Source organism: Streptomyces sp. NBC_01006, assembly GCF_045162725.1.
In the GTDB taxonomy this organism is placed as follows: Bacteria; Actinomycetota; Actinomycetes; order Streptomycetales; family Streptomycetaceae; genus Streptomyces.
Genome location: NZ_CP108700.1, coordinates 4,612,675 through 4,632,480, shown reverse-complemented (window position 1 = coordinate 4,632,480; position 19,806 = coordinate 4,612,675). Strand labels below are relative to the sequence as shown.

Sequence of the window (19,806 nt, the reverse complement as noted above, 5' to 3'; positions counted from 1 at the left end):
AGCATGGCGGCGTATCGTCCGGTACCCCCCGCGGACTGGAACGGAAGGCCTTCCCCGCGTGAATTCATCCCAGCAACCGCGCCCCGCCCGGCTCACCGTCGGCGTCGTCGGCGCAGGCCGGGTCGGCCCCGCGCTCGCCCGCGCGCTCCAGCAGGCCGGGCACCGGCCGGTCGCCGTCTCCGGCGTCTCCGACGCCTCCCGCCGCCGCGCCGCACGGATGCTGCCCGACGTGCCGCTCGTACCGCCCGCGCAGGTGCTGGAGCTGGCCGACCTGGTGCTGCTGACCGTGCCCGACGACGCGCTGCCGGCCCTCGTCGAGGGGCTCGCGGAGACCGGCGCGGTCCGGCCCGGCCAGCTCCTCGTCCACACCTCCGGGCGGTACGGGACCGCCGTACTGGACCCGGCCCGCCGCGCGGGCGCGCTCCCGCTGGCCCTGCACCCCGCGATGACCTTCACCGGCACCGAGGTGGACGTGCAGCGGCTCGCCGGCTGCTCGTTCGGCGTCACGGCCCCCGAGGAGCTGCGGCTCGCGGCCGAGGCCCTGGTGATCGAGATGGGCGGGGAGCCCGAGTGGATCGCGGAGGAGAACCGTCCGCTCTACCACGCGGCCCTCGCCCTCGGCGCGAACCACCTGGTCACTCTCGTCGCCCAGGCCATGGAGCTGTTGCGCAAGGCCGGGGTCGAGCACCCCGACCGGATGCTCGGCCCGCTGCTCGGCGCGGCCCTCGACAACGCCCTGCGCTCGGGTGACGCCGCGCTGACCGGCCCGGTGGCCCGCGGCGACGCCGGTACGGTCGCCGCGCACATCACGGAGCTGCGCAAGCACGCCCCGGCCTCGGTCGCCGGATACCTGGCGATGGCCCGCACCACCGCCGACCGGGCCCTCGCGCACGGCCTCCTCAAGCCCGAACTCGCCGAGGACCTCCTGGGCGTACTCGCCGATCCCGAGGGTGGGGACCAGTGACCGACCTGCTGCTGATCGACACCGCCGAGGAGCTGCACAAGCTCCCGCGGACCGCCGACGGCCCCCGCGCCGTCGTCATGACCATGGGCGCCCTCCACGAAGGCCACGCCACCTTGATCCGTACGGCCCGCGAGCGGGCCGGGGAGAGCGGCCAGGTCGTGGTCACCGTCTTCGTGAACCCCCTCCAGTTCGGCGCGAACGAGGACCTCGACCGCTATCCCCGCACCCTCGACGCCGACCTGGAGATCGCCCGGGCGGCCGGCGCCGACGCCGTGTTCGCCCCGGCCGCGGACGAGGTCTACCCCGGCGGCGACCCCCAGGTGCGGGTCAGCGCCGGCCCGATGGGCGAGCGCCTCGAAGGGGCCACCCGGCCCGGCCACTTCGACGGCATGCTGACCGTCGTCGCCAAGCTGCTCCACCTCACCCGTCCCGACCTGGCCCTGTACGGCCAGAAGGACGCGCAGCAACTGGCCCTGATCCGGCGGATGGTGACCGACCTGAACTTCCCCGTCGAGGTGGTCGGCGTACCGACCGTCCGCGAGGAGGACGGGCTCGCCCTCTCGTCCCGCAACCGGTACCTCTCCGCCCAGGAGCGCCGTACCGCCCTGGCCCTCTCGCGCGCCCTGTTCGCCGGGCAGGACCGGCTCGCCGCGCAGGCCGCGCTGCGCGCCCGCGCCGAGGCCTCCCCGGCCAGTGACGGGCGGGCCACCGCCCTGGCCCGGCTCGGCGAGATCCGGTCCGCCGCCGACGCGCACGCCGTGTCCGCCGCGGGCACCGGGCTGCCGGACGCCGTACGGGCCGCCGCCCGGCACGTCCTGGAGGAGGCGGGCCGGCAGGATCCGCCGCTGGTGCTGGACTACCTGGCGCTGGTGGATCCGCAGGACTTCACCGACGTCCGCCCCGACTTCACCGGGCAGGCCGTCCTGGCCGTCGCCGCCAAGGTGGGGACGACCCGGCTGATCGACAACATCCCATTGGAGTTCGGAGCACACACGTGAGCACCCCAGGCACAGGCACCGCCGGTACCGGCATACGGCTGCACGCCAACGCCCCCGGCTGGGCCCTCGACGCCGACGTCGTGGTCGTCGGCTCCGGCGTCGCCGGCCTGACCGCCGCACTGCGCTGCGCCGCCGCGGGCCGCCGTACGGTCGTGGTCACCAAGGCCCGGCTCGACGACGGTTCCACCCGCTGGGCACAGGGCGGGATCGCCGCGGCCCTCGGGGAGGGCGACACCCCCGAGCAGCACCTGGACGACACGCTGGTCGCGGGCGCCGGGCTGTGCGACGAGGCCGCCGTACGGCTCCTGGTGACCGAGGGGCCGGACGCCGTGCGCCGTCTCATGGACGCGGGCGCCGTCTTCGACACCTCCGCCGAGACCGGCGAGATAGAGCTGACCCGTGAGGGCGGCCACCACCGCCGCCGGATCGCGCACGCGGGCGGCGACGCCACCGGCGCGGAGATCTCCCGCGCGCTGGTCGAAGCCGTCCACCGGGCGGGCATCCGTACGGTCGAGAACGCGCTCGTACTGGACCTCCTGCAGGACGCCGAAGGCCGTACGGCCGGGGTCACCCTGCACGTCATGGGCGAGGGCCAGCACGACGGCGTCGGCGCCGTCCACGCGCCCGCCGTGATCCTGGCGACGGGCGGCATGGGCCAGGTCTTCTCGGCCACCACCAACCCGTCGGTCTCCACCGGCGACGGGGTCGCGCTCGCCCTGCGGGCCGGGGCCGAGGTCTCCGACCTGGAGTTCGTGCAGTTCCACCCGACCGTGCTCTTCCTCGGTCCGGACGCCGAGGGCCAGCAGCCGCTGGTGTCGGAGGCGGTCCGCGGCGAGGGCGCGTACCTGGTCGACGCCGACGGCGTCCGCTTCATGCAGGGGCAGCACGAGCTGGCCGAGCTGGCGCCGCGCGACATCGTCGCCAAGGGCATCACGCGCCGCATGCAGGAGCAGGGCGCGCAGCACATGTACCTGGACGCCCGGCACTTCGGCGCGCAGATGTGGGAGCAGCGCTTCCCGACCATCCTGGCCGCCTGCCGCTCCCACGGCATCGACCCGGTCACCGAGCCCATCCCGGTCGCGCCCGCCGCGCACTACGCCTCCGGCGGCGTACGGACCGACCTGCACGGCCGGACCACCGTCCCCGGCCTGTACGCGTGCGGCGAGGTGGCCTGCACCGGCGTGCACGGAGCGAACCGGCTCGCCTCCAACTCCCTGCTGGAGGGCCTGGTCTTCGCCGAGCGGATCGCCGCCGACATCGCCGGCGGCGCGCCCGCCGGCAGCGGCCCCGGCATCCCGGTCCCCGCGACCGGCCCGCTCCAGCCCGCCGAGGCGCGGTACGAGGTCCAGCGCATCATGACGGACGGCGCGGGCGTGCTCCGCTCCGCCGAGTCCCTGCGCACGGCGGCCGCCGCCCTGGAGAACCTCTACACGACGGCCCTCACGGCGCTGGAGACGGACGGCAAGACCGCCGTGCCCGGCACCGAGACCTGGGAGGCCACGAACCTGCTGTGCGTGGCCCGCGTGCTGGTCGCCGCCGCCCTGCGCCGCGAGGAGACCCGCGGCTGCCACTGGCGCGAGGACCACCCCGACCGGGACGACGCCGCCTGGCGCCGCCACCTCGTCGTCCGGCTGTCCGCCACCGAGAGGCGGGCCCTGGTCGTCACCCCCACCGACTCCGCGGGCTTTCCGTCCGTACAGCACCCCCTGAGCCAGGAGCAGTCATCGTGAGCACCCCCGAACAGCACGAGCACGACCACGAGCACGCGGAGCTGCCGCTCCTCGACCAGTCCGCGGGCGGCGGCTGCGGCGACGACTGCGCGTGCGGCGACGGAGAGGAGAGCGGCCTGGACCCGGCGCTCGCCCAGCTGCTCGCCGACGCGGGCCTGGACCCGATCGAGGTCGAGGACATCGCCCACATGGCGATCTCCGAGGACCTGGACGGCGGCGAGGACGTCACCACCGTCGCCACCGTGCCCGAGGACGCCGTCGCCACCGCCGACTTCACGGCGCGCGAGGCGGGCACGGTCGCCGGCCTGCGGGTCGCCGAGGCCGTCCTGTCGGTCGTCTTCACCGACACCTTCGAGGTCGAGCGGCACGTCGAGGACGGCGACCGCGTGCAGCCCGGCCAGGTGCTGCTGACGGTCAAGGCCCGCACCCGGGACCTGCTGACCGGCGAGCGCAGCGCGCTGAACCTGCTCTGCCTGATGTCCGGCATCGCGACGGCGACCCGCGCGTGGGCCGACGAGCTGGAGGGCACCAAGGCGAAGGTCCGCGACACCCGCAAGACCACGCCGGGCCTGCGCTCCCTGGAGAAGTACGCGGTGCGCTGCGGCGGCGGCGTCAACCACCGCATGTCGCTGTCGGACGCGGCGCTGATCAAGGACAACCACGTGATCGCGGCGGGCGGTGTCGCGGAGGCGTTCAAGGCCGTCCGCGAGCAGTTCCCCGACCTGCCGATCGAGGTCGAGGTGGACACCCTCCAGCAGGTGCGCGAGGCCCTGGACGCGGGTGCGGACCTGATCCTGCTCGACAACTTCACGCCGATCGAGACCGAGGAGGCCGTCGCGCTCGTCCACGGCCGCGCGGTGCTGGAGTCCTCGGGCCGCCTGACGATGGCCAACGCCCGTACGTACGCGGAGACGGGCGTGGACTACCTCGCGGTCGGCGGGCTCACGCACTCCTCCCCGATCCTGGACATCGGCCTGGACCTGCGCGAGGAGCGGTAATGCTGCTGACCATCGACGTCGGCAACACCCATACCGTGCTCGGCCTGTTCGACGGTGAGGAGATCGTCGAGCACTGGCGCATCTCCACCGACCCGCGCCGGACGGCCGACGAGATGGCCGTCCTGATGCAGGGCCTGATGGGCATGCACCCGATGCTCGGCAGCGAGCTCGGCGACGGCATCCACGGCATCGCGATCTGCTCGACCGTCCCGTCGGTCCTGCACGAGCTGCGCGAGGTGACCCGCCGCTACTACGGCGACGTCCCGGCGGTGCTGGTCGAGCCCGGGATCAAGACGGGCGTGCCGATCCTGATGGACAACCCGAAGGAGGTCGGGGCGGACCGCATCATCAACGCGGTCGCCGCCGTCGAGCTCTACGGCGGCCCGGCGATCGTGGTCGACTTCGGTACGGCGACCACCTTCGACGCGGTGTCCGCGAAGGGCGAGTACGTGGGCGGGGTGATCTCCCCGGGCATCGAGATCTCGATGGAGGCCCTCGGCGTACGGGGCGCCCAGCTGCGCAAGATCGAGCTGGCGCGGCCGCGCAACGTCATCGGCAAGTCCACGGTCGAGGCGATGCAGTCGGGCGTGGTCTACGGCTTCGCCGGGCAGGTCGACGGGGTCGTCGCACGGATGGCCAAGGAGCTGGCCGGCCCGCACGGCGACCCGGGCGACGTCCGGGTGATCGCCACCGGCGGCCTGGCGCCGATGGTCCTCGGCGAGTCCTCGGTCATCGACGACCACGAGCCGTGGCTGACGCTGATCGGACTGCGCCTGGTCTACGAGCGCAACGCGCCGAACTTCGACTGAGGCCGCACGCGCGCCGCTCGTCCGCGACCGGCGGGCGGGCGGCGGTGTGGCGCTCGTCTCACTCCTCGCCGTTCTGAAGACTCGGGTTCGACCTGATGAATTAGCTTGAGCCCAACTCGTCGACAGGTACAGGACGGCTCATATGGCCCGTGATACGGCGTACTTGAAGGTGGCCGACTCGCTGCGGGCGCGGATCGGGGCCGAGGAGTGGCCCGTCGGCGCCAAGCTGCCGTCGCGGTCCCGGTTCGCCCGGGAGTACGGGGTCGGGCAGAGCGTCACGCAGCGCGCGCTGGAGTTACTGATCATCGAGGGGCTCCTGGAGGGCCGCGCGGGCTCGGGCACCTACCTGTGCGCGCCGCGCGAGCGGCTGCGGATAGTCCGCTCCCGGCGGCGCCGCCGGGCCGGGCTCGGCGGTGGCGGCCTGACGTGGGAATCGCACTCCGCGGCCCGTACGCCGGCGCCCGAGCGGATCGCGCAGCGCCTCGCCGTCGCGCCGGGAGACCCGTGCGTGCACACCACGTACGAGTTCCTGGCCGAGGGCCGGCCGGTGGAGATCTGCGAGTCCTGGGAGCCGATGGCGGTCACCGACGGCACTCCGGTGGTCCTGCCGGAGGCGGGCCCGTTCAAGGGCGCCGGGGTCATCGAGCGGATGCGCTCGATCGGTGTGCTGGTCGCCTCGGCGCTGGAGGTCCCGCGCCCGGCGCGGGCGAACCAGACGCAGGCCAATCTGCTCGGCATCAGCGTCGGCGAGCTGATCACCGAGATCGAGCGGACGTACTACGCGGTGGACGGCCGGGCCGTGGAGACCGCCGACATCGTGGTCGCGGACCGGCGCTCGGAGATCGCGTACGAGATCGACTTCCACCCCGGGGACCGCTGACCGGGCCGGGTCAGCGGGCTCCCTGCGCGTGGGTCAGCCGGCGCAGGGCGGCCCACCAGGGGTGCCGGGCCTCCCGTCCTTCGAGGACGGCCTGGAACTGGGCGTACGTACGGGCCGCGCGCAGGACGGCGACATCGTCGCGACCCGGCGGCGGGGGCATGGGCTCACCCAGCTGGGATGCCCGATATGTGTCGATGAGGTACTGCTCGATCGCTGTCATGACTCAACCCTGGACCCGGTCGGGCCACCCCGCACGACGATTGACGCTCCTCGTCAATCGATCCGTGTCTGTCCAGGTCACGGGCCCGGGACAGGTCAGAATGGCCCGATGAGCGTCACCATCGACATCGCCGGGCTCCCCGCGGAGCGCATCCGTTTCGCGCCCTCTGCGCTCTCCGAGCTCTGCATGACGCTGCACGCCCTCTCGCAGCCCGCCCACCACCCCGGCCTGGCATCCTGGACCACCGCCACTGCCGCCGCGCTGGATCCCTGTCTCGCGGACCGGCTGCTGGAGGGCGATTTCATGTGGCGCAGCTCCTTCTCCGACATCTTCATGGCCTTCGCGGGGATCCCCGGCGGCAGCGGACTGCCCGCCGGGACCCTGGCCGAGGAGCTCGACGTACTCGACCGGATCGACGACGAGCGGTTCGTGATGGCCGCCCTGGAGCACTGCTGGCTGGCGCTGTACAACGAGGGCGGCGGGCCCTCCCCGCTGAAGAACCCGCAGGCCAGGGCCAAGGCGCTGGAGACGGCCGCCGCGCGCGGCCCGCGCCAGCTGGACTTCTCGCTGCGGCTGCTGGACGACACGGCCTCGGTACGGGTGTGGCTGCGGCGGCTCCTGGAGGACTGCGACGAGGCGTTCTTCGCGGAGACCTGGAGGCGGATAGAGCCGCAGCAGAGCGCCGACGCCCGGCACAAGACCGAGGTCCTGCGCCGCAAGGGGCTGGCGGCGACGCTGCACGAGGTGTCGAGCGCGCTGAGCGTCGACGAGGCCGCGACCACCATCACCGCCGACAAGATGGTCCACGGCTCGGCCACCGCGACGGACCCGGAGATAGGCCCCGGGCTGGTCTTCGTGCCGACGAACTTCGGCTGGCCGCACCTGCTGGTGCTGCACGCACCCGGCTGGGTGCCGGTGGTCCACTATCCGATCCGCTCCCCCGAACTGCCCGAGCCGGGCTCGGTGGAGCTGCTCCAGCGGCGGATGGAGGCGCTGGCGCATCCGATGCGGATGATGCTGTGCCGGAGCCTGGCGCGCGCCCCGTACACGACGAGCGAGCTGGCGACGGTGCACGGGATCACGGCGCCGGAGGTGTCGCGGCACCTGTCGGCCCTGAAGAAGGCGGGCCTGCTGCACACCTGGCGCCAAGGGCGGTACGTGCAGCACCAGTTGGACCTGGGGGTCGTCGCCCGGATCGGCTCGGAGTTCATCGAGGGCATCCTGCGCTGACGGGTGGCCGGATGGCGACGGCGGCCTTTCACCGGTATGCGGAGGTCAGCACCCGGAATCAGCGAAACCTCTGGCGAGATCGGCCCCGTGGTCTATACCGTGCGTCCACCGCGCACCACTGACGCCCGACCGTCCGCCTGTCTGCCCGTACTTGTCGTGGAAGGACCTTCATGCCCTCACGCCGTATAGCCGCAGCAACCGCCGCCCTGGCCGCCGCGGCCCTCGTCTCCCCGCTGATGCTCGCCGGGCCGGCCGGTGCCACCGGCAGCCCGCAGAGCGATGCCGCGCGGGGTGACGCACTGGCCCGGAAACTGGTCAAGGACTCGACCGGCAAAGGCGCCAACAACCACCTGAAGGTCTTTCAGGCCATCGCCGACTACAACAAGGGCACGCGCGTGGCCGGCTCGAAGGGCCACGTGCAGTCCGCGCAGTACGTCGAGGCCGTGATGCGGGCGGCCGGCTACAAGGTCTCGAAGAACGAGTTCGACTTCGTGTACGTCGAGACGATCGCCGAGACGCTGAAGATCAACGGTGCGGGCGGACGCGACGTCCCGATCAAGCTCATGACGTACACGGCGAGCGGCCCCGAGGGCGGGGTGACCGCGCGGATCGCCGTCGCGCCGGTGGACGCGGACGGTACGAACGGCTGCGAGCCCGGCGACTTCGCCGCGGGCGCCTTCACCGGCAGGATCGCGCTGGTCAAGCGCGGCGGCTGCACCTTCGCGGTCAAGCAGGCCAACGCGGCGGCGGCCGGGGCGGTCGGCGCGATCATCTACAACAACACCGAGGGCGCCCTCAACGGCACCCTGGGCGACGCGAACGCGGGCAAGGTCCCCACCGGCGGCCTCTCCCAGGCCGAGGGCGAGCGGCTGGCCGCCGAGGCGACGGCCGGGCCGGTGGAGGTCACCCTCGACATCCGCCAGTTCCGGGAGAACCGCAAGACGTACAACGTGATCGCGGAGACCCGGGGCGGCGACGAGAACAACACCGTCTTCCTCGGCGCGCACCTCGACTCGGTCGCGGCTGGCCCGGGCATCAACGACAACGGGTCGGGCTCGGCCGGCATCCTCCAGGTCGCGCAGCGCCTCGCGAGCAGCCAGAACAAGATCAAGAACAAGGTCAAGTTCGCGTGGTGGTCGGCGGAGGAGTTCGGCCTGCTGGGCTCCGAGGCGTACGTCGGCGGGCTGAGCGACGCGCAGAAGAAGCAGATCAGGCTGTACCTGAACTTCGACATGATCGCCTCGCCGAACGCCGCGTACTTCGTCTACGACGGCGACGACTCGGACAAGGTCGGCTCGGGCCCGGGGCCGGAGGGCTCGGCGCAGCTGGAGAAGGGCATCACCGACTTCCTCGACGCGCAGAAGATCCCGCACGAGGGGTCCGACTTCACGGGCCGCTCGGACTACGGCCCGTTCATCGAGGCGGGCATCCCGTCCGGCGGTACGGACACGGGCGCCGAGGGCATCAAGACCGCGGCGCAGGCGGCCAAGTTCGGGGGCCGGGCGGGGATCGCGTACGACGTGAACTACCACGGCAAGGGCGACGACATCACGAACATCGACCAGAAGGCCCTGGACATCAACGTGGACGTGATCGCGAACGCGGTCGGCCACTACGCGTTCGACCTGGCCCCGCTGTCGAAGCCGGTCCCCTCGACCCCGACCACGGGCGGCGCCACGGGCGGCGGCCTGCGCCCGGGCCACGACCACGAAGCCGCGGAGTAGACGGAGCAGTCCGCAGGCCCGCTGCGCGGGGCGACCCCGCGCAGCGGGACCGGTCAGTCCGGCCAGGAACGCACGCCGACCGGCTGGACCAGCCAGGCGAAGTCGCCCAGGCCGCCGCGGGCGGTGAGTTCCGCCGCCTCGCCGGCCCGGGCCAGGGCGCGGACGTACCCGGCGGGGTCGGTGGACGCCAGGGCCAGCGGGGGGCGGGCCCCCGAAACCCCGAGAAGGCCCAGCGCCTCGCGCTGCGAAACCAGCACGGCCCCCGGCCCCGCGCACGCGTCCAGCGCCACGTGAGCCGTGACGTCGCAGGTACCGTCCGGCACCGGCGCGACCTCCCGCCCCCCGCGGAAACCCGTCAGGGTGCCGTACGGGGGGCGGGCGTCCCGGGTGTGGGCGTAGTCCACCGCCACCGCCAGGCCGCGCGACACCGAGCGCACGGCCCCCGCCCACGCCTCGTCCCTCCCCCGCCCGATCTCGGCCCGGCCGGGCCCCGGCCACCACCGCTCCAGCCACGCCCGGTCCGCGCCGTCCACCACCGGCCCGCGGGTCTGCGTACCCTCCCCGTCGACCAGTACGTAGTGCCCGTCCTCCGCCACGTCCAGCGGTACGTTGTCCAGCCACTCGTTCGCGAACAGCAGCCCCCGCACACCCTGCGGCGGCTCCGGCACCCACCGGATCCGCGGATCGAGCGCATCCGGCCGCTGCGCCCGCTCCACCGCCCACGCCCGCACCCGCCCCGCGAGCTGCGCCGGCAGCGCGCCCAGCACCCCGGTCAGCAGCTCCCCGCGCCCGGCCCCGACGTCGACCAGGTCCAGCTCCCGCGGATGCCCGAGCTCCGAATCCACCCACCGCAGCAGCCGCGCCACGGCTCCCGCGTACAGCGGCGAGGCGTGCACGGACGTACGGAAGTGTCCGGCCGGCCCCGGCCCGCCCGGCCGTACGTAGAACCCGCCCGGCCCGTACAGCGCGGACTCCATCGCGGTCCGCCACCGAACCGGAACCGGAACTGCGTCCTTGACTTCTCCCTCGGTCCTCATCCCCGAAAGGTTAAGCTCGGCCTCCACCTTGGGGAGTACACCTCCGTCGCACGGATCGCACCTGTGGTTGACTCCAGCACCTATCTCCTTTGCCTACTCTGGGTTACGTGCAGCGCCTCTACGACTTCCTCCGCAGACACCCGACGGGCGTCGACGGCTTCTGGGCTGTCCTCCTGTTCGGGATCGCGATGCTGCAAGTCGCCGACAACGGCGCCGACAGCGCCACCACGAAGCTGATCGCCGTCCCTTCCGTGATCGCGATGGGCCTCGTCGTTGCCCTGCGCCGCAAATGGACCCTGCCGATGTTCTGGCTGGCCGTCGGCGCCGGCGCGTACAAGCTCCTCACCCACACCGACACGAACACGGCCGACTTCGGGATGCTGATCATCCTGTACACGGTCGCCGCCTCGGCCGAGATCTCGCGCCGGATGTCCCGTACCGCGTTCGCCATCGGGATCACCGCCGCCCCGCTCTACGCCCTGCGCTTCCACGTGGACAAGGGCGACACCTCCAGCAACGTCTTCTTCACCCTGTTCGCCATCGTCCCGTTCGTCCTCGCCTGGGTGCTCGGCGATTCCCTGCGCACCCGCCGGGCCTACTACGCCCAGCTCGTCGAGCGGAACCAGCGCCTGGAGAAGGAGCGCGAGGCCCAGGCCAAGGTGGCCGTCGCCGCCGAGCGCGCCCGGATCGCCCGCGAGCTGCACGACGTCGTCGCGCACAACGTCTCGGTGATGGTGGTCCAGGCCGACGGCGCCGCGTACGTCATGGACGTGGCCCCGGAGCAGGCCAAGGAGGCCCTCCAGACCATCTCCGGCACGGGCCGCCAGGCCCTGGCCGAGATGCGCCGGCTGCTCGGCGTCCTGCGCACCGGGGAGCCCCAGGAGTCCGAGGACTACGTGCCCCAGCCCGACGTGGAGCAGATCGAGGTCCTCGTCGAGCAGGTACGGGCGGCCGGGCTCACGGTGGACTTCGAGGTCGAGGGCGCACCGCGCCGGCTGCCCACGGGCGTCGAGCTCACCGCGTACCGGATCGTGCAGGAGGCGCTGACGAACACCCGCAAGCACGGCGGCCCCGACGCCAGGGCGAGCGTCCGGCTGGTCTACTTCGACGACGGGCTCGGTCTGCTGGTCGAGGACGACGGCCGGGGGGCGGCCCACGAGCTGTACGAGGACGGCGGCGCCGACGGCGCCGGGCACGGGCTGATCGGCATGCGCGAGCGGATCGGCATGGTCGGAGGCACCCTGGACGCGGGCCCGCGTCCAGGCGGCGGCTTCCGGATCAGCGCGCTTCTCCCGCTCAAGAAGAAATGACGAGGTCGAGGTAACTGATGTCCATCCGAGTGATGCTGGTCGACGACCAGGTACTGCTGCGCACGGGCTTTCGCATGGTGCTCGCCGCCCAGCCGGACATGGAGGTCGTCGCCGAGGCCGGCGACGGCCTGGAGGCGCTGGAGGTGCTGCGGTCCACGAAGGTGGACGTGGTGCTGATGGACGTCCGGATGCCGAAGCTCGACGGGGTCGAGGCCACGCGCCGGATCTGCGAGCGGGACGAGCACCCCGATGTGATCATCCTGACCACCTTCGACCTGGACGAGTACGCGTTCTCGGGGCTGAAGGCGGGCGCGAGCGGGTTCATGCTGAAGGACGTGCCGCCGGCGGAGCTGCTGGCCGCGATCCGCTCGGTGCACAGCGGTGACGCGGTGGTGGCCCCGTCCACGACCCGGCGCCTGCTGGACCGCTTCGCGCCGATGCTGCCGACGAACACGCAGGAGCCGCAGAACAAGGAGATCGAGCGGCTGACGGAGCGCGAGCGCGAGGTCATGCTGCTGGTGGCCCAGGGCATGTCGAACGGCGAGATCGCCGCCCGCCTGGTCCTCTCCGAGGCCACCGTCAAGACGCACGTGGGCCGCATCCTGACCAAGCTGAACCTGCGCGACCGCGTGCAGGTGGTCGTCCTCGCCTACGAAACGGGCCTGGTCCGCGCCGGCGGCGCGTAGGGGGCGCAGCAGCCCGCTTCCGGGCCGCCGGTCGGTTCCTCCGCCGGTCAGGTCATCCAGCGGTCCGGGCGGGCGTCCGCGCGGGAAGTGCGGGAGCGGGCCGCCTGGGCGTCCAGCAGCTCGGCGGCCTCCGCCGCCGGGCGCAGGCGGGCCGTGACCGTGCCGTTGGCGCCGGTGTCCACATGGACGTCGGCGAGCCCCTGAACCCGTTCCCACGGGCCCTGGGTGAGCCGGACGCTCTGCACCTTGGCGTGCGGAACGATCTCCGTACGGCGGCACAGCAGCCCCTTGCGGGCGGCGAACACGTCCGCGGAGACGGCCAGGGCGTACCCCCTCCACCACACCGGGACCACCCACCGCGACCCGTCCTTCGGGGACCGGCCGAAGGCGAGGGCGGCCAGGTCCACGCCCGGCAGAACCCGGGCGACGACCGCCTGGGCGGCGGCCCGCGAGGCCACCGGGACCAGGACCCCGTTCTTCGAACCGGCCACCGCCAGCTCCACCCGGACCCAGTCCCGGCGCCGCCACAGCAGCGGCTCCACGATCCGTACGGTCTGTACCCGACCCGGCGGCACGGTCTCGTGGGCCCGGTCCAGCAGCCCGTGGTCGAGGCGCAGCCCGTCGGGGGACTCGGCGACCCGCCAGTCGAACTCGGTGAGGAACCGGCCCGCCGTACCCGACCAGAGCCCGCCCAGCACCGGCAGCATGGTCCCGATCGTCGCCCAGGGGTTCCCGCTGAACCACCACACGGCGACGGGCACCCCCAGCCCGCCGATCAGCGCACCCCACGCCGAGAGCGTGAGCAGCAGCGACACCACCAGGTCCCGGGGGCGGACGCGCAGCAGCTCCTGCTGCGGGGCCTCGCCGAGCAGGGCCGCCTCCGCGGGCGCGAAGCCGGCCGCCCGGGCCAGCAGCTCGGCGCGCAGCGCGACGGCCTCGCGCTCGTCGAGGAAGGCGAGCTCGTCCTTGTCCTCGGTGCCGATCACGTCAAGGCGCAGCTTGGCGACTCCGGCCACCCGGGCCAGCAGCGGCCGGGTCACGTCGATCGCCTGGATGCGGTCGAGGCGGATGTGCGCGGTGCGCCGGAAGAGCAGTCCGCTGCGGATGCGCAGCTCGGTGTCGGTGACCGCGTAGTGGGTGAACCACCAGCTCAGGAACCCGTACACGCCGAACACCACGACCAGGCCGGCCAGAGTGAGGGCGCGCAGGGTCACGGAGAGCCCGCTCGCCCACCGCTCGACCTGGTCGGCCTGCTGGGCGACGACGCCGACGGTCGCGGCGATCGGCACCCACGCCCGGCGCAGCGGCGTGAGCAGGTGCAGCCGGCGCTCGACGGCGGACGCGGCTTGGGATGCGGACGCGGCTTCGGGCGCGGCGGCCGGTTCAGCGGCCGATTCGGCGGTCACAGGCCCGCCGACCTTGCCTCGCCGAGCTCCGTCAGCCGGTCCCGCAGCCGCTGCGCCTCGGCCGGGACCAGCCCCGGAATCTTGGCGTCCGTGGCCGCGGCCGCCGTGTGCAGCTGTACGGAGGCCAGCCCGAAGCGCCGCTCCAGCGGCCCCGAGGTCAGCTCGACCAGCTGCATCCGCCCGTACGGGACCACGGTCTGCGCCCGCCACAGCACCCCGCGGCTGATCAGCAGGTCGTCGGCGCGCTCGGCGTACCGCCAGGACCGCCAGTTGCGGCCGAGCAGCACCCAGCCCCAGGCCAGGGTGACCAGCCATATCGCCCCCACGGCCGCCCACCCCGGACCGGCCGTCAACCCCAGCAGCACCGCGGTCCCCGCGGCGAGCGGCACCGCCCAGACCACCAGCAGCAGCCGCCGCAGCCTCAGCAGCCCGCCCGGGAGCCCCACCCACTCGGCACGGCTCGTCTCACCCGTCGTCCCCGTTTCCATGCGCTCAGGGTAGGGGGGTGGCGTCTCGGCCAGACCGGGCTCGCGGCGCTTGGTGCCGCTCCCTTATCGGCCTGGCCGACACGCCACCCCCTGCGGCTGCGAGAATGCGGCCATGACGGAGACCACGGTCGGCATCGGCGGAGCGGCGGAGAGCACCGACATGGTGCTCAACATCGGACCCCAGCACCCTTCCACGCACGGCGTGCTGCGCCTGCGCCTCGTCCTGGACGGCGAGCGGATCGTCAGCGCCGAGCCGGTCGTCGGCTATATGCACCGCGGCGCCGAGAAACTCTTCGAGGCGCGCGACTACCGGCAGATCGTGATGCTCGCGAACCGCCACGACTGGCTGTCCGCGTTCTCCAACGAGCTCGGCGTCGTGATGGCCGTCGAGCGGATGCTCGGCATGGAGGTCCCCGAGCGGGCCGTATGGATGCGGACCCTGCTCGCCGAGCTGAACCGGGTGCTGAACCACCTGATGTTCCTCGGGTCGTACCCCCTCGAACTGGGCGGAATCACCCCGATCTTCCACGCGTTTCGCGAGCGCGAGGAGCTCCAGGCCGTCATGGAGGAGATCTCCGGCGGCCGCATGCACTACATGTTCAACCGGGTCGGCGGCCTCAAGGAGGACCTCCCGGCCGGCTGGCTCGGCCGGGCCCGCGCCGCGATCGCCGACGTCCGCACCCGCATGGACGTGTACGACAAGCTGGTGCACGGCAACGAGATCTTCCGCGGCCGCACGCGCGGGGTGGGCGTGCTGTCCGCCGAGGCCGTGCACGCGTACGGGGTCTCCGGCCCGATCGCCCGCGCCTCCGGCGTCGACTTCGACCTGCGCCGCGACGAGCCGTACCTGGCGTACGGGGAGCTCCAGGACGTCCTGAAGGTGGTCACCCGCACCGAGGGCGACTGCCTGGCCCGCTTCGAGTGCCTGCTGGACCAGACGCACAACGCGCTCGACCTCGCCGTGGCCTGTCTGGACCGGATGGCCGAGCTGCCGCCCGGGCCGATCAACCAGCGCCTCCCGAAGGTGCTGAAGGCGCCCGAGGGGGCCACGTACGCCTGGACCGAGAACCCCCTCGGCATCAACGGCTACTACCTGGTCTCCAAGGGCGAGAAGACCCCGTACCGGCTGAAGCTGCGCTCCGCCTCGTACAACAACATCCAGGCACTGGCGGTGCTGCTGCCGGGGCAGCTGGTCGCGGACATGGTGGCGATCCTGGGCTCGCTGTTCTTCGTCGTGGGAGACATCGACAAGTGATAAGTCGCGGGAACTCCCGCGACTGCGCGGGCGTTTCCTGCTTAGGGTGCGGCCATGACCCCTGGCCTGTTCGACGGCTACCTGCGGCGGCTCGGTTTCACGCAGCCTCCCCGGCCCACCGCGGAGGCGCTGTTCGCGCTCCAGCGCGCCCACGTCGAGCGCATCCCGTACGAGAACCTCGGCATCCAGCTCGGCCGGCCGCCCGGTATCGACCCCGAGCTGTCCGTACGCCGCTTCGCGGCCGGGCGCGGCGGGTACTGCTTCCATCTCAACGGCGCCTTCGCGCTGCTCCTGGAGGGCCTCGGCTTCGCCGTGACCCGGCACCTGGCGGGCGTACTCGGCCCGGCGGACCGCGAGCGCCTCGACGTCAACGGCGACCACCTGGCGCTGACGGTCCGGGTCGACGGCGCGGAGTACTTCGTCGACGCCGGGCTCGGCGACGGCCCGTACGAGCCGCTGCCGCTGCGCGCCGGAACGCACCGGCAGGGGAAGTTCACGTACGGGCTGGGCCCGCTGGACGGGGACCGGCCCGGCTGGAGGTACGTCAACGACGCGGGCCCCTTCCCGGTGGTCAACGTGCTCTCCGCTCCGGCGGTGACCGCCGACTTCGAGGCCACGCACGTACGGCTGTCGACCGCGCCGGACTCGGGCTTCGTACGGACCCTCGCGCTGCTGCGGCGCGACGCCCACGGCATCGACGCGCTGCGGGGCCGGGTGCTGAGCCGGACCGAACCGGCGAAGCGGACGACCGAGCGGATCCTGGACACCCCGGGCGAGTTCTGGGCGGTGGTGGGCGGCCTCTTCGAGCGGAAGCTCGACGATCTGACTGCGGCGGACCGGACGGCGCTGTGGGACCGCGTCTGCGCGGCCCACGAGACGTGGCTGGCCACCCGGGGCTGATGTCGGTACGGGGGTGCAGACTTGGGGCATGTCCCACTCCCCCAGACGGGCCTGCCCCGCATGCGGACGCGACTGCGCCGTGACCGCAGGCCGGATCGCCCGCCACGACCCTCCCGCCGGCCGCGCCCGCGCCGATCTGATCTCCTGCCCGGGCTCCCGGGCCCGCGTGGTGCTCGGCGCCGGCGCCCCCACCCTGGACGGCTTCGCGCTCCCGCCCCTCCCGGGCCAACTCCCGCTGTTCTGAGCGCGGGACCGGCCCGGGTCGTGTCGTCGAAGTCCCGTCTGGCCGGCTACGAGATCGCGGTGCGCAGGCGGACCACGTCGATCGGCTCCGTCTCGTCGTGGGCCGTCAGGTCGATGACCTGGCCCACCGCCCGCTGTTCGGGGGTGGGCTGCTTGAAGCCCTGGTCCTTGACCGGCTGCTCGGCGGCGGCCAGGTCCGCCTGGGCCGACTCCGCCTTGTGGACCGCGAGGGCCTCCGCGCCCACCACGTCGGCCAGGTCCTCGTTCTGGACCGATTCGATCACCGCACGGGCCTGGGCCGCGGTCTTGGTGCCGAAGAAGTCGAAGCCGCCCTCGACCCGGGACGCCGAGCGGCGCGCGGCCGAGTACGGGGCCACCGCCGCGGCGGGCCGGCGCGCCGGGAGCGCGCCCGTACGGGCCTGCCCGGTCTCCAGCGCCATCGGCTCGGCGCCCTTGGCCTGCAGCATCTTCGGCCGGGCCGGCTTCGCCTCGGCCTTGCGCACGAGTGCCGCCATGGCGGCATTGGCCCGGGCGTAGCCGATGCTGGTGGGCGCGCCGCTCGACGTCCGCTCCTCGGTCACCGGCGGGAGCTCCTTCGGCGCCGCCGGGGACTCCGGGGCGGCCGAGACCTCGATGGCGAGCAGCCGGCGGCCCTCCAGGGCGCTGGCCCGCTCGGTCTCGGCGGTCGCGTACCGCCGCAGCAGCGCCGCGTGCTCACCGCGCAGCCCCGCGAGTTCGACCCGCTTGGCCCGCAGCTTCGCGTCCAGTTTGGCGCGCAGCGCCCGGGCCTCTTCGAGGTCGGACTCCAGCTCGGCTATCCGCTCCTCGGTCTTCCACTCGTCCTTGACCCGCTCGCGCGAGAGTTCGGCCACGCGGCGCCCGGCCGCGCGGTCCCAGGCGCGCATGACGACGGCGCCGGACACGCCCGCCGCCGCCGAGAGGGCCACGAGCAGGCGTAGGGGCAGGGGTTCCGCGAGCAGCCAGGCCGCGGCCGCACTGGCGACGGAGACTCCGGCCACGGTCGTCGGCGTGAGCAGCCGGTGCAGGGGTTCGGGATTGCGGTGGCGTCCACGGGGCATGGCCTGAAATTTACAGGGCGTGGAGGTCGAGTGGGGTAACTGCCCGGCAATCTGTGGCCGGGCAGTTACCCGTCATTTCTCCACCAAACCCGTAGCTACTCCTACTTCGTGAGGCCCTTCGCCTTCAGATAGGCCTTCGCGGCGTCCGCCGGCTTCTCGCGCTGGGCGTCCACCTGCCTGTTCAGCTCGACGAGGTCGGTGGTCGTGAGGACCTTGGTCAGCTTGTCGAGGGCGGCCGCGATCTCCGGGGATCCCGCGTCCTTGGCGTTGACCACCGGCAGGACGTTGTCGGCGTTCTGGAGCTTCTTGTCGTCCTCCAGCAGGACCAGGCCGAAGGTGTCGAGGGTGGCGTCCGTGGTCGTGGTGAGCGCCAGCTGGTCCACACCGTCCTTGACCGCCTGCTTGGCCTGCGGGGTGCCGACACCCTTCGGGTCGATGCCGGAAACATCGATTCCGTACGCCTTCTTCAACCCCGGCGCGCAGAAGGGGCGTACGGCGCATTCGTCGCCCGCCGCGATCTTCACCTTCAGCCCCGACTTACCAAGATCGGAAAGGGTCTTCAGGTTGTTCTTCTGGGCGAATTCCTTCGACACCGCGAACGCGTTCTGGTCGACCGCCTGGCCCGCCGGCAGCACCTTCAGGCCGAGCGGGGCCGCGAGCTTCTCCAGCCCCGCGACCGTCGCCGCGACGTCGCTCGACGCGACCGGCTTCTCCTCCGGCGCCTTCGGCCCGTTCACCTTGGCGTTGAGGAACTCGGCGAGGGTGGCCGCGTACTCCGGGACGACGTCGATCTCGCCCTTCTCCAGGGAGGGCTCGTACAGCTCGCGGTTGTTGACCGTGGTGATCGACGTGCTGTAGCCCGCGTCCTTGAGCACCTGCGCGTACAGCTCCGCCAGCACGTTGGACTCGGTGAACCCGGCCGCGCCGATCACGACCTTGCCCTTGGCGGAACCGGAGCCGGAGTCCGAGGGGGCGGAGGCGCCCGACCCGGTGTCCTTGCTCTTCTCCAGGCTGTCGCCGCCGCACGCGGCGAGGGAGGCGGTCAGGGCCGCCGCCCCCAGTACGGCGCCGAGGACGCGCGTGGACTTGCTCATCTTGTGCTCCTCCGAGGGAGTGGGAACGACCGACGAAAAACGGGGGTGGGGGGTGGAGGGTGGGGCGGACGGGGGCGGGGCGACCGGTCAGCGCGCCGCCGGGCGCGGGAAGAGCCGGTCCGCCGCCACCAGGACGCCCTCGACCAGCAGGGCCAGCGCCGCCACCAGCAGCGCCCCCGCGAAGACCTGCGGCGTGTTGTACGTGTTGAAGCCGGCGGTGATGATCCGGCCGAGGCCGCCCTGGCCGACCATGGCCGCGATCGTGGCCGTGGCGATCACCTGGACGGCTCCCGAGCGCAGCCCGGTCATCACCAGCTCGCGCGCGAGCGGCAGTTCCACCCGCCAGAACAGCTGGCCCGCGGACATGCCCATGCCCCGGGCGGCCTCCACCACCGAGCGGTCCACCTCGCGCACGCCGACGTACGCATTGGTCAGCAGCGGCGGTACGGCGAAGAGCACGAGCGCGGCGATGGTGGGCACATAGCCCGCGCTGCGCAGCGGCGAGACCATGAACAGGGCCAGCACCGCGAAGACGGGGACGGCCCGCCCGATGTTGGAGACGTTGACGGCGAGCGCCCCGCCCTTGCCGATGTGGCCGAGCCACAGGCCGATCGGGAGGGCCACCGCGCAGGCGATGGCGAGGGAGATCCCGCTGACGTAGACGTGCTCGCCGAGCCGGTGCCACACCCCGTTCTCCCCGGACCAGTTGGCTCCGTTCGCCAGCCAGTCCCAGGACTCTCCGAGCACGCCCATCG

The 19,806-nt window shown here is 72.9% G+C and carries 20 protein-coding genes; 13 read left to right on the top strand and 7 right to left on the bottom strand.

Annotated elements, in window-relative coordinates:
- Positions 1–58 precede the first annotated feature (58 nt).
- From OG509_RS21185 to OG509_RS21160, 6 genes are all read left to right on the top strand, one after another.
- The gene (locus OG509_RS21185; RefSeq protein WP_385573498.1) at positions 59–964 is read left to right on the top strand and encodes a Rossmann-like and DUF2520 domain-containing protein; all 906 of its coding nucleotides are present in this window, start codon (positions 59–61) and stop codon (positions 962–964) included.
- On the top strand, positions 961–1,962 hold the full coding sequence (gene panC / locus OG509_RS21180) for a pantoate--beta-alanine ligase (protein ID WP_406184015.1): 1,002 nt from the start codon (positions 961–963) through the stop codon (positions 1,960–1,962). The genes OG509_RS21185 and panC overlap by 4 nt, the downstream gene beginning before the upstream one ends.
- Positions 1,959–3,692, top strand: coding sequence for an L-aspartate oxidase (locus OG509_RS21175; protein ID WP_406184013.1), 1,734 nt, complete (start codon positions 1,959–1,961; stop codon positions 3,690–3,692). Before panC ends, OG509_RS21175 begins: the two co-directional genes overlap by 4 nt.
- On the top strand, positions 3,689–4,690 hold the full coding sequence (gene nadC / locus OG509_RS21170; protein ID WP_406184012.1) for a carboxylating nicotinate-nucleotide diphosphorylase: 1,002 nt from the start codon (positions 3,689–3,691) through the stop codon (positions 4,688–4,690). Before OG509_RS21175 ends, nadC begins: the two co-directional genes overlap by 4 nt.
- Positions 4,690–5,499, top strand: coding sequence for a type III pantothenate kinase (locus tag OG509_RS21165; RefSeq protein WP_030158500.1), 810 nt, complete (start codon positions 4,690–4,692; stop codon positions 5,497–5,499). The genes nadC and OG509_RS21165 overlap by 1 nt, the downstream gene beginning before the upstream one ends.
- 142 nt (positions 5,500–5,641) lie before the next feature.
- Positions 5,642–6,379, top strand: coding sequence for a GntR family transcriptional regulator (locus OG509_RS21160; protein ID WP_398907654.1), 738 nt, complete (start codon positions 5,642–5,644; stop codon positions 6,377–6,379).
- Between the two features lie 10 nt (positions 6,380–6,389).
- On the opposite strand, the gene OG509_RS21155 is transcribed toward OG509_RS21160, so the two are convergent.
- Positions 6,390–6,599, bottom strand: coding sequence for a hypothetical protein (locus OG509_RS21155; RefSeq protein ID WP_406184011.1), 210 nt, complete (start codon positions 6,597–6,599; stop codon positions 6,390–6,392).
- Positions 6,600–6,707: 108 nt separating this feature from the next.
- Here OG509_RS21155 and OG509_RS21150 point away from each other — a divergent pair, with 108 nt between their 5' ends.
- Together OG509_RS21150 and OG509_RS21145 are read left to right on the top strand one after the other, a co-directional pair.
- Positions 6,708–7,829 (top strand): DUF5937 family protein, encoded by a 1,122-nt coding sequence (locus OG509_RS21150; RefSeq protein WP_406184010.1) that lies wholly within the window; start codon positions 6,708–6,710, stop codon positions 7,827–7,829.
- A 170-nt stretch (positions 7,830–7,999) separates the two neighbouring features.
- Complete coding sequence (locus tag OG509_RS21145) at positions 8,000–9,553, top strand: M28 family metallopeptidase (RefSeq protein ID WP_406184009.1); 1,554 nt, start codon at positions 8,000–8,002, stop codon at positions 9,551–9,553.
- 53 nt (positions 9,554–9,606) lie between these two features.
- Here the strand turns inward: OG509_RS21145 and OG509_RS21140 are convergent, their stop codons facing one another.
- Complete coding sequence (locus OG509_RS21140; RefSeq protein ID WP_406184008.1) at positions 9,607–10,590, bottom strand: SAM-dependent methyltransferase; 984 nt, start codon at positions 10,588–10,590, stop codon at positions 9,607–9,609.
- A gap of 107 nt (positions 10,591–10,697) precedes the next feature.
- Between OG509_RS21140 and OG509_RS21135 the strand changes: the two genes are divergently transcribed.
- Positions 10,698–11,900: a sensor histidine kinase gene (locus tag OG509_RS21135; protein ID WP_406184007.1), complete on the top strand. Its 1,203-nt coding sequence runs from the start codon at positions 10,698–10,700 to the stop codon at positions 11,898–11,900.
- A 17-nt stretch (positions 11,901–11,917) separates the two neighbouring features.
- Positions 11,918–12,586 carry a response regulator gene (locus tag OG509_RS21130; protein ID WP_403733265.1) on the top strand — a complete coding sequence of 223 codons (669 nt, stop codon included), beginning with the start codon at positions 11,918–11,920 and terminating at the stop codon, positions 12,584–12,586.
- 47 nt (positions 12,587–12,633) lie between these two features.
- Here the strand turns inward: OG509_RS21130 and OG509_RS21125 are convergent, their stop codons facing one another.
- Together OG509_RS21125 and OG509_RS21120 are read right to left on the bottom strand one after the other, a co-directional pair.
- Positions 12,634–13,992: a PH domain-containing protein gene (locus OG509_RS21125; protein ID WP_406184006.1), complete on the bottom strand. Its 1,359-nt coding sequence runs from the start codon at positions 13,990–13,992 to the stop codon at positions 12,634–12,636.
- Entirely contained in the window at positions 13,989–14,480 is a 492-nt protein-coding gene (locus tag OG509_RS21120) for a PH domain-containing protein (RefSeq protein ID WP_406184005.1), read from the bottom strand. Before OG509_RS21120 ends, OG509_RS21125 begins: the two co-directional genes overlap by 4 nt.
- A 112-nt stretch (positions 14,481–14,592) precedes the next feature.
- Here OG509_RS21120 and OG509_RS21115 point away from each other — a divergent pair, with 112 nt between their 5' ends.
- From OG509_RS21115 to OG509_RS21105, 3 genes are read left to right on the top strand one after another with little or no spacing between them, the layout of a single operon-like run.
- A complete protein-coding gene (locus tag OG509_RS21115; RefSeq protein ID WP_030158514.1) occupies positions 14,593–15,735 on the top strand; it encodes an NADH-quinone oxidoreductase subunit D in 1,143 nt (380 codons plus the stop codon).
- 54 nt (positions 15,736–15,789) lie between these two features.
- Positions 15,790–16,635, top strand: coding sequence for an arylamine N-acetyltransferase (locus tag OG509_RS21110; RefSeq protein WP_406184004.1), 846 nt, complete (start codon positions 15,790–15,792; stop codon positions 16,633–16,635).
- Positions 16,636–16,663: 28 nt separating this feature from the next.
- Positions 16,664–16,879 (top strand): hypothetical protein, encoded by a 216-nt coding sequence (locus tag OG509_RS21105; RefSeq protein ID WP_406184002.1) that lies wholly within the window; start codon positions 16,664–16,666, stop codon positions 16,877–16,879.
- A gap of 46 nt (positions 16,880–16,925) precedes the next feature.
- On the opposite strand, the gene OG509_RS21100 is transcribed toward OG509_RS21105, so the two are convergent.
- The 3 genes from OG509_RS21100 to OG509_RS21090 form a co-directional block, all read right to left on the bottom strand.
- Positions 16,926–17,957 carry a hypothetical protein gene (locus OG509_RS21100; RefSeq protein ID WP_406184001.1) on the bottom strand — a complete coding sequence of 344 codons (1,032 nt, stop codon included), beginning with the start codon at positions 17,955–17,957 and terminating at the stop codon, positions 16,926–16,928.
- A 101-nt stretch (positions 17,958–18,058) separates the two neighbouring features.
- Positions 18,059–19,051, bottom strand: a complete 993-nt coding sequence (locus OG509_RS21095; RefSeq protein ID WP_406184000.1) for an ABC transporter substrate-binding protein — start codon at positions 19,049–19,051, stop codon at positions 18,059–18,061.
- A gap of 87 nt (positions 19,052–19,138) precedes the next feature.
- Positions 19,139–19,804, bottom strand: a complete 666-nt coding sequence (locus tag OG509_RS21090; RefSeq protein ID WP_406183998.1) for an ABC transporter permease — start codon at positions 19,802–19,804, stop codon at positions 19,139–19,141.
- Positions 19,805–19,806: the final 2 nt, after the last annotated feature.

What these genes read in the sequence shown, in the direction of transcription:
- OG509_RS21165 (WP_030158500.1), top strand. Translation starts at nt 4,690, where the DNA reads ATGCTGCTGACCATCGACGTCGGCAACACCCATACCGTGCTCGGCCTG.
- OG509_RS21160 (WP_398907654.1), top strand. Translation starts at nt 5,642, where the DNA reads ATGGCCCGTGATACGGCGTACTTGAAGGTGGCCGACTCGCTGCGGGCG.
- OG509_RS21155 (WP_406184011.1), bottom strand. Translation starts at nt 6,599, where the DNA reads ATGACAGCGATCGAGCAGTACCTCATCGACACATATCGGGCATCCCAG.
- OG509_RS21150 (WP_406184010.1), top strand. Translation starts at nt 6,708, where the DNA reads ATGAGCGTCACCATCGACATCGCCGGGCTCCCCGCGGAGCGCATCCGT.
- OG509_RS21145 (WP_406184009.1), top strand. Translation starts at nt 8,000, where the DNA reads ATGCCCTCACGCCGTATAGCCGCAGCAACCGCCGCCCTGGCCGCCGCG.
- OG509_RS21140 (WP_406184008.1), bottom strand. Translation starts at nt 10,590, where the DNA reads ATGAGGACCGAGGGAGAAGTCAAGGACGCAGTTCCGGTTCCGGTTCGG.
- OG509_RS21130 (WP_403733265.1), top strand. Translation starts at nt 11,918, where the DNA reads ATGTCCATCCGAGTGATGCTGGTCGACGACCAGGTACTGCTGCGCACG.
- OG509_RS21120 (WP_406184005.1), bottom strand. Translation starts at nt 14,480, where the DNA reads ATGGAAACGGGGACGACGGGTGAGACGAGCCGTGCCGAGTGGGTGGGG.
- OG509_RS21115 (WP_030158514.1), top strand. Translation starts at nt 14,593, where the DNA reads ATGACGGAGACCACGGTCGGCATCGGCGGAGCGGCGGAGAGCACCGAC.
- OG509_RS21110 (WP_406184004.1), top strand. Translation starts at nt 15,790, where the DNA reads ATGACCCCTGGCCTGTTCGACGGCTACCTGCGGCGGCTCGGTTTCACG.
- OG509_RS21105 (WP_406184002.1), top strand. Translation starts at nt 16,664, where the DNA reads ATGTCCCACTCCCCCAGACGGGCCTGCCCCGCATGCGGACGCGACTGC.
- OG509_RS21100 (WP_406184001.1), bottom strand. Translation starts at nt 17,957, where the DNA reads ATGCCCCGTGGACGCCACCGCAATCCCGAACCCCTGCACCGGCTGCTC.
- OG509_RS21095 (WP_406184000.1), bottom strand. Translation starts at nt 19,051, where the DNA reads ATGAGCAAGTCCACGCGCGTCCTCGGCGCCGTACTGGGGGCGGCGGCC.
- OG509_RS21090 (WP_406183998.1), bottom strand. Translation starts at nt 19,804, where the DNA reads ATGGGCGTGCTCGGAGAGTCCTGGGACTGGCTGGCGAACGGAGCCAAC.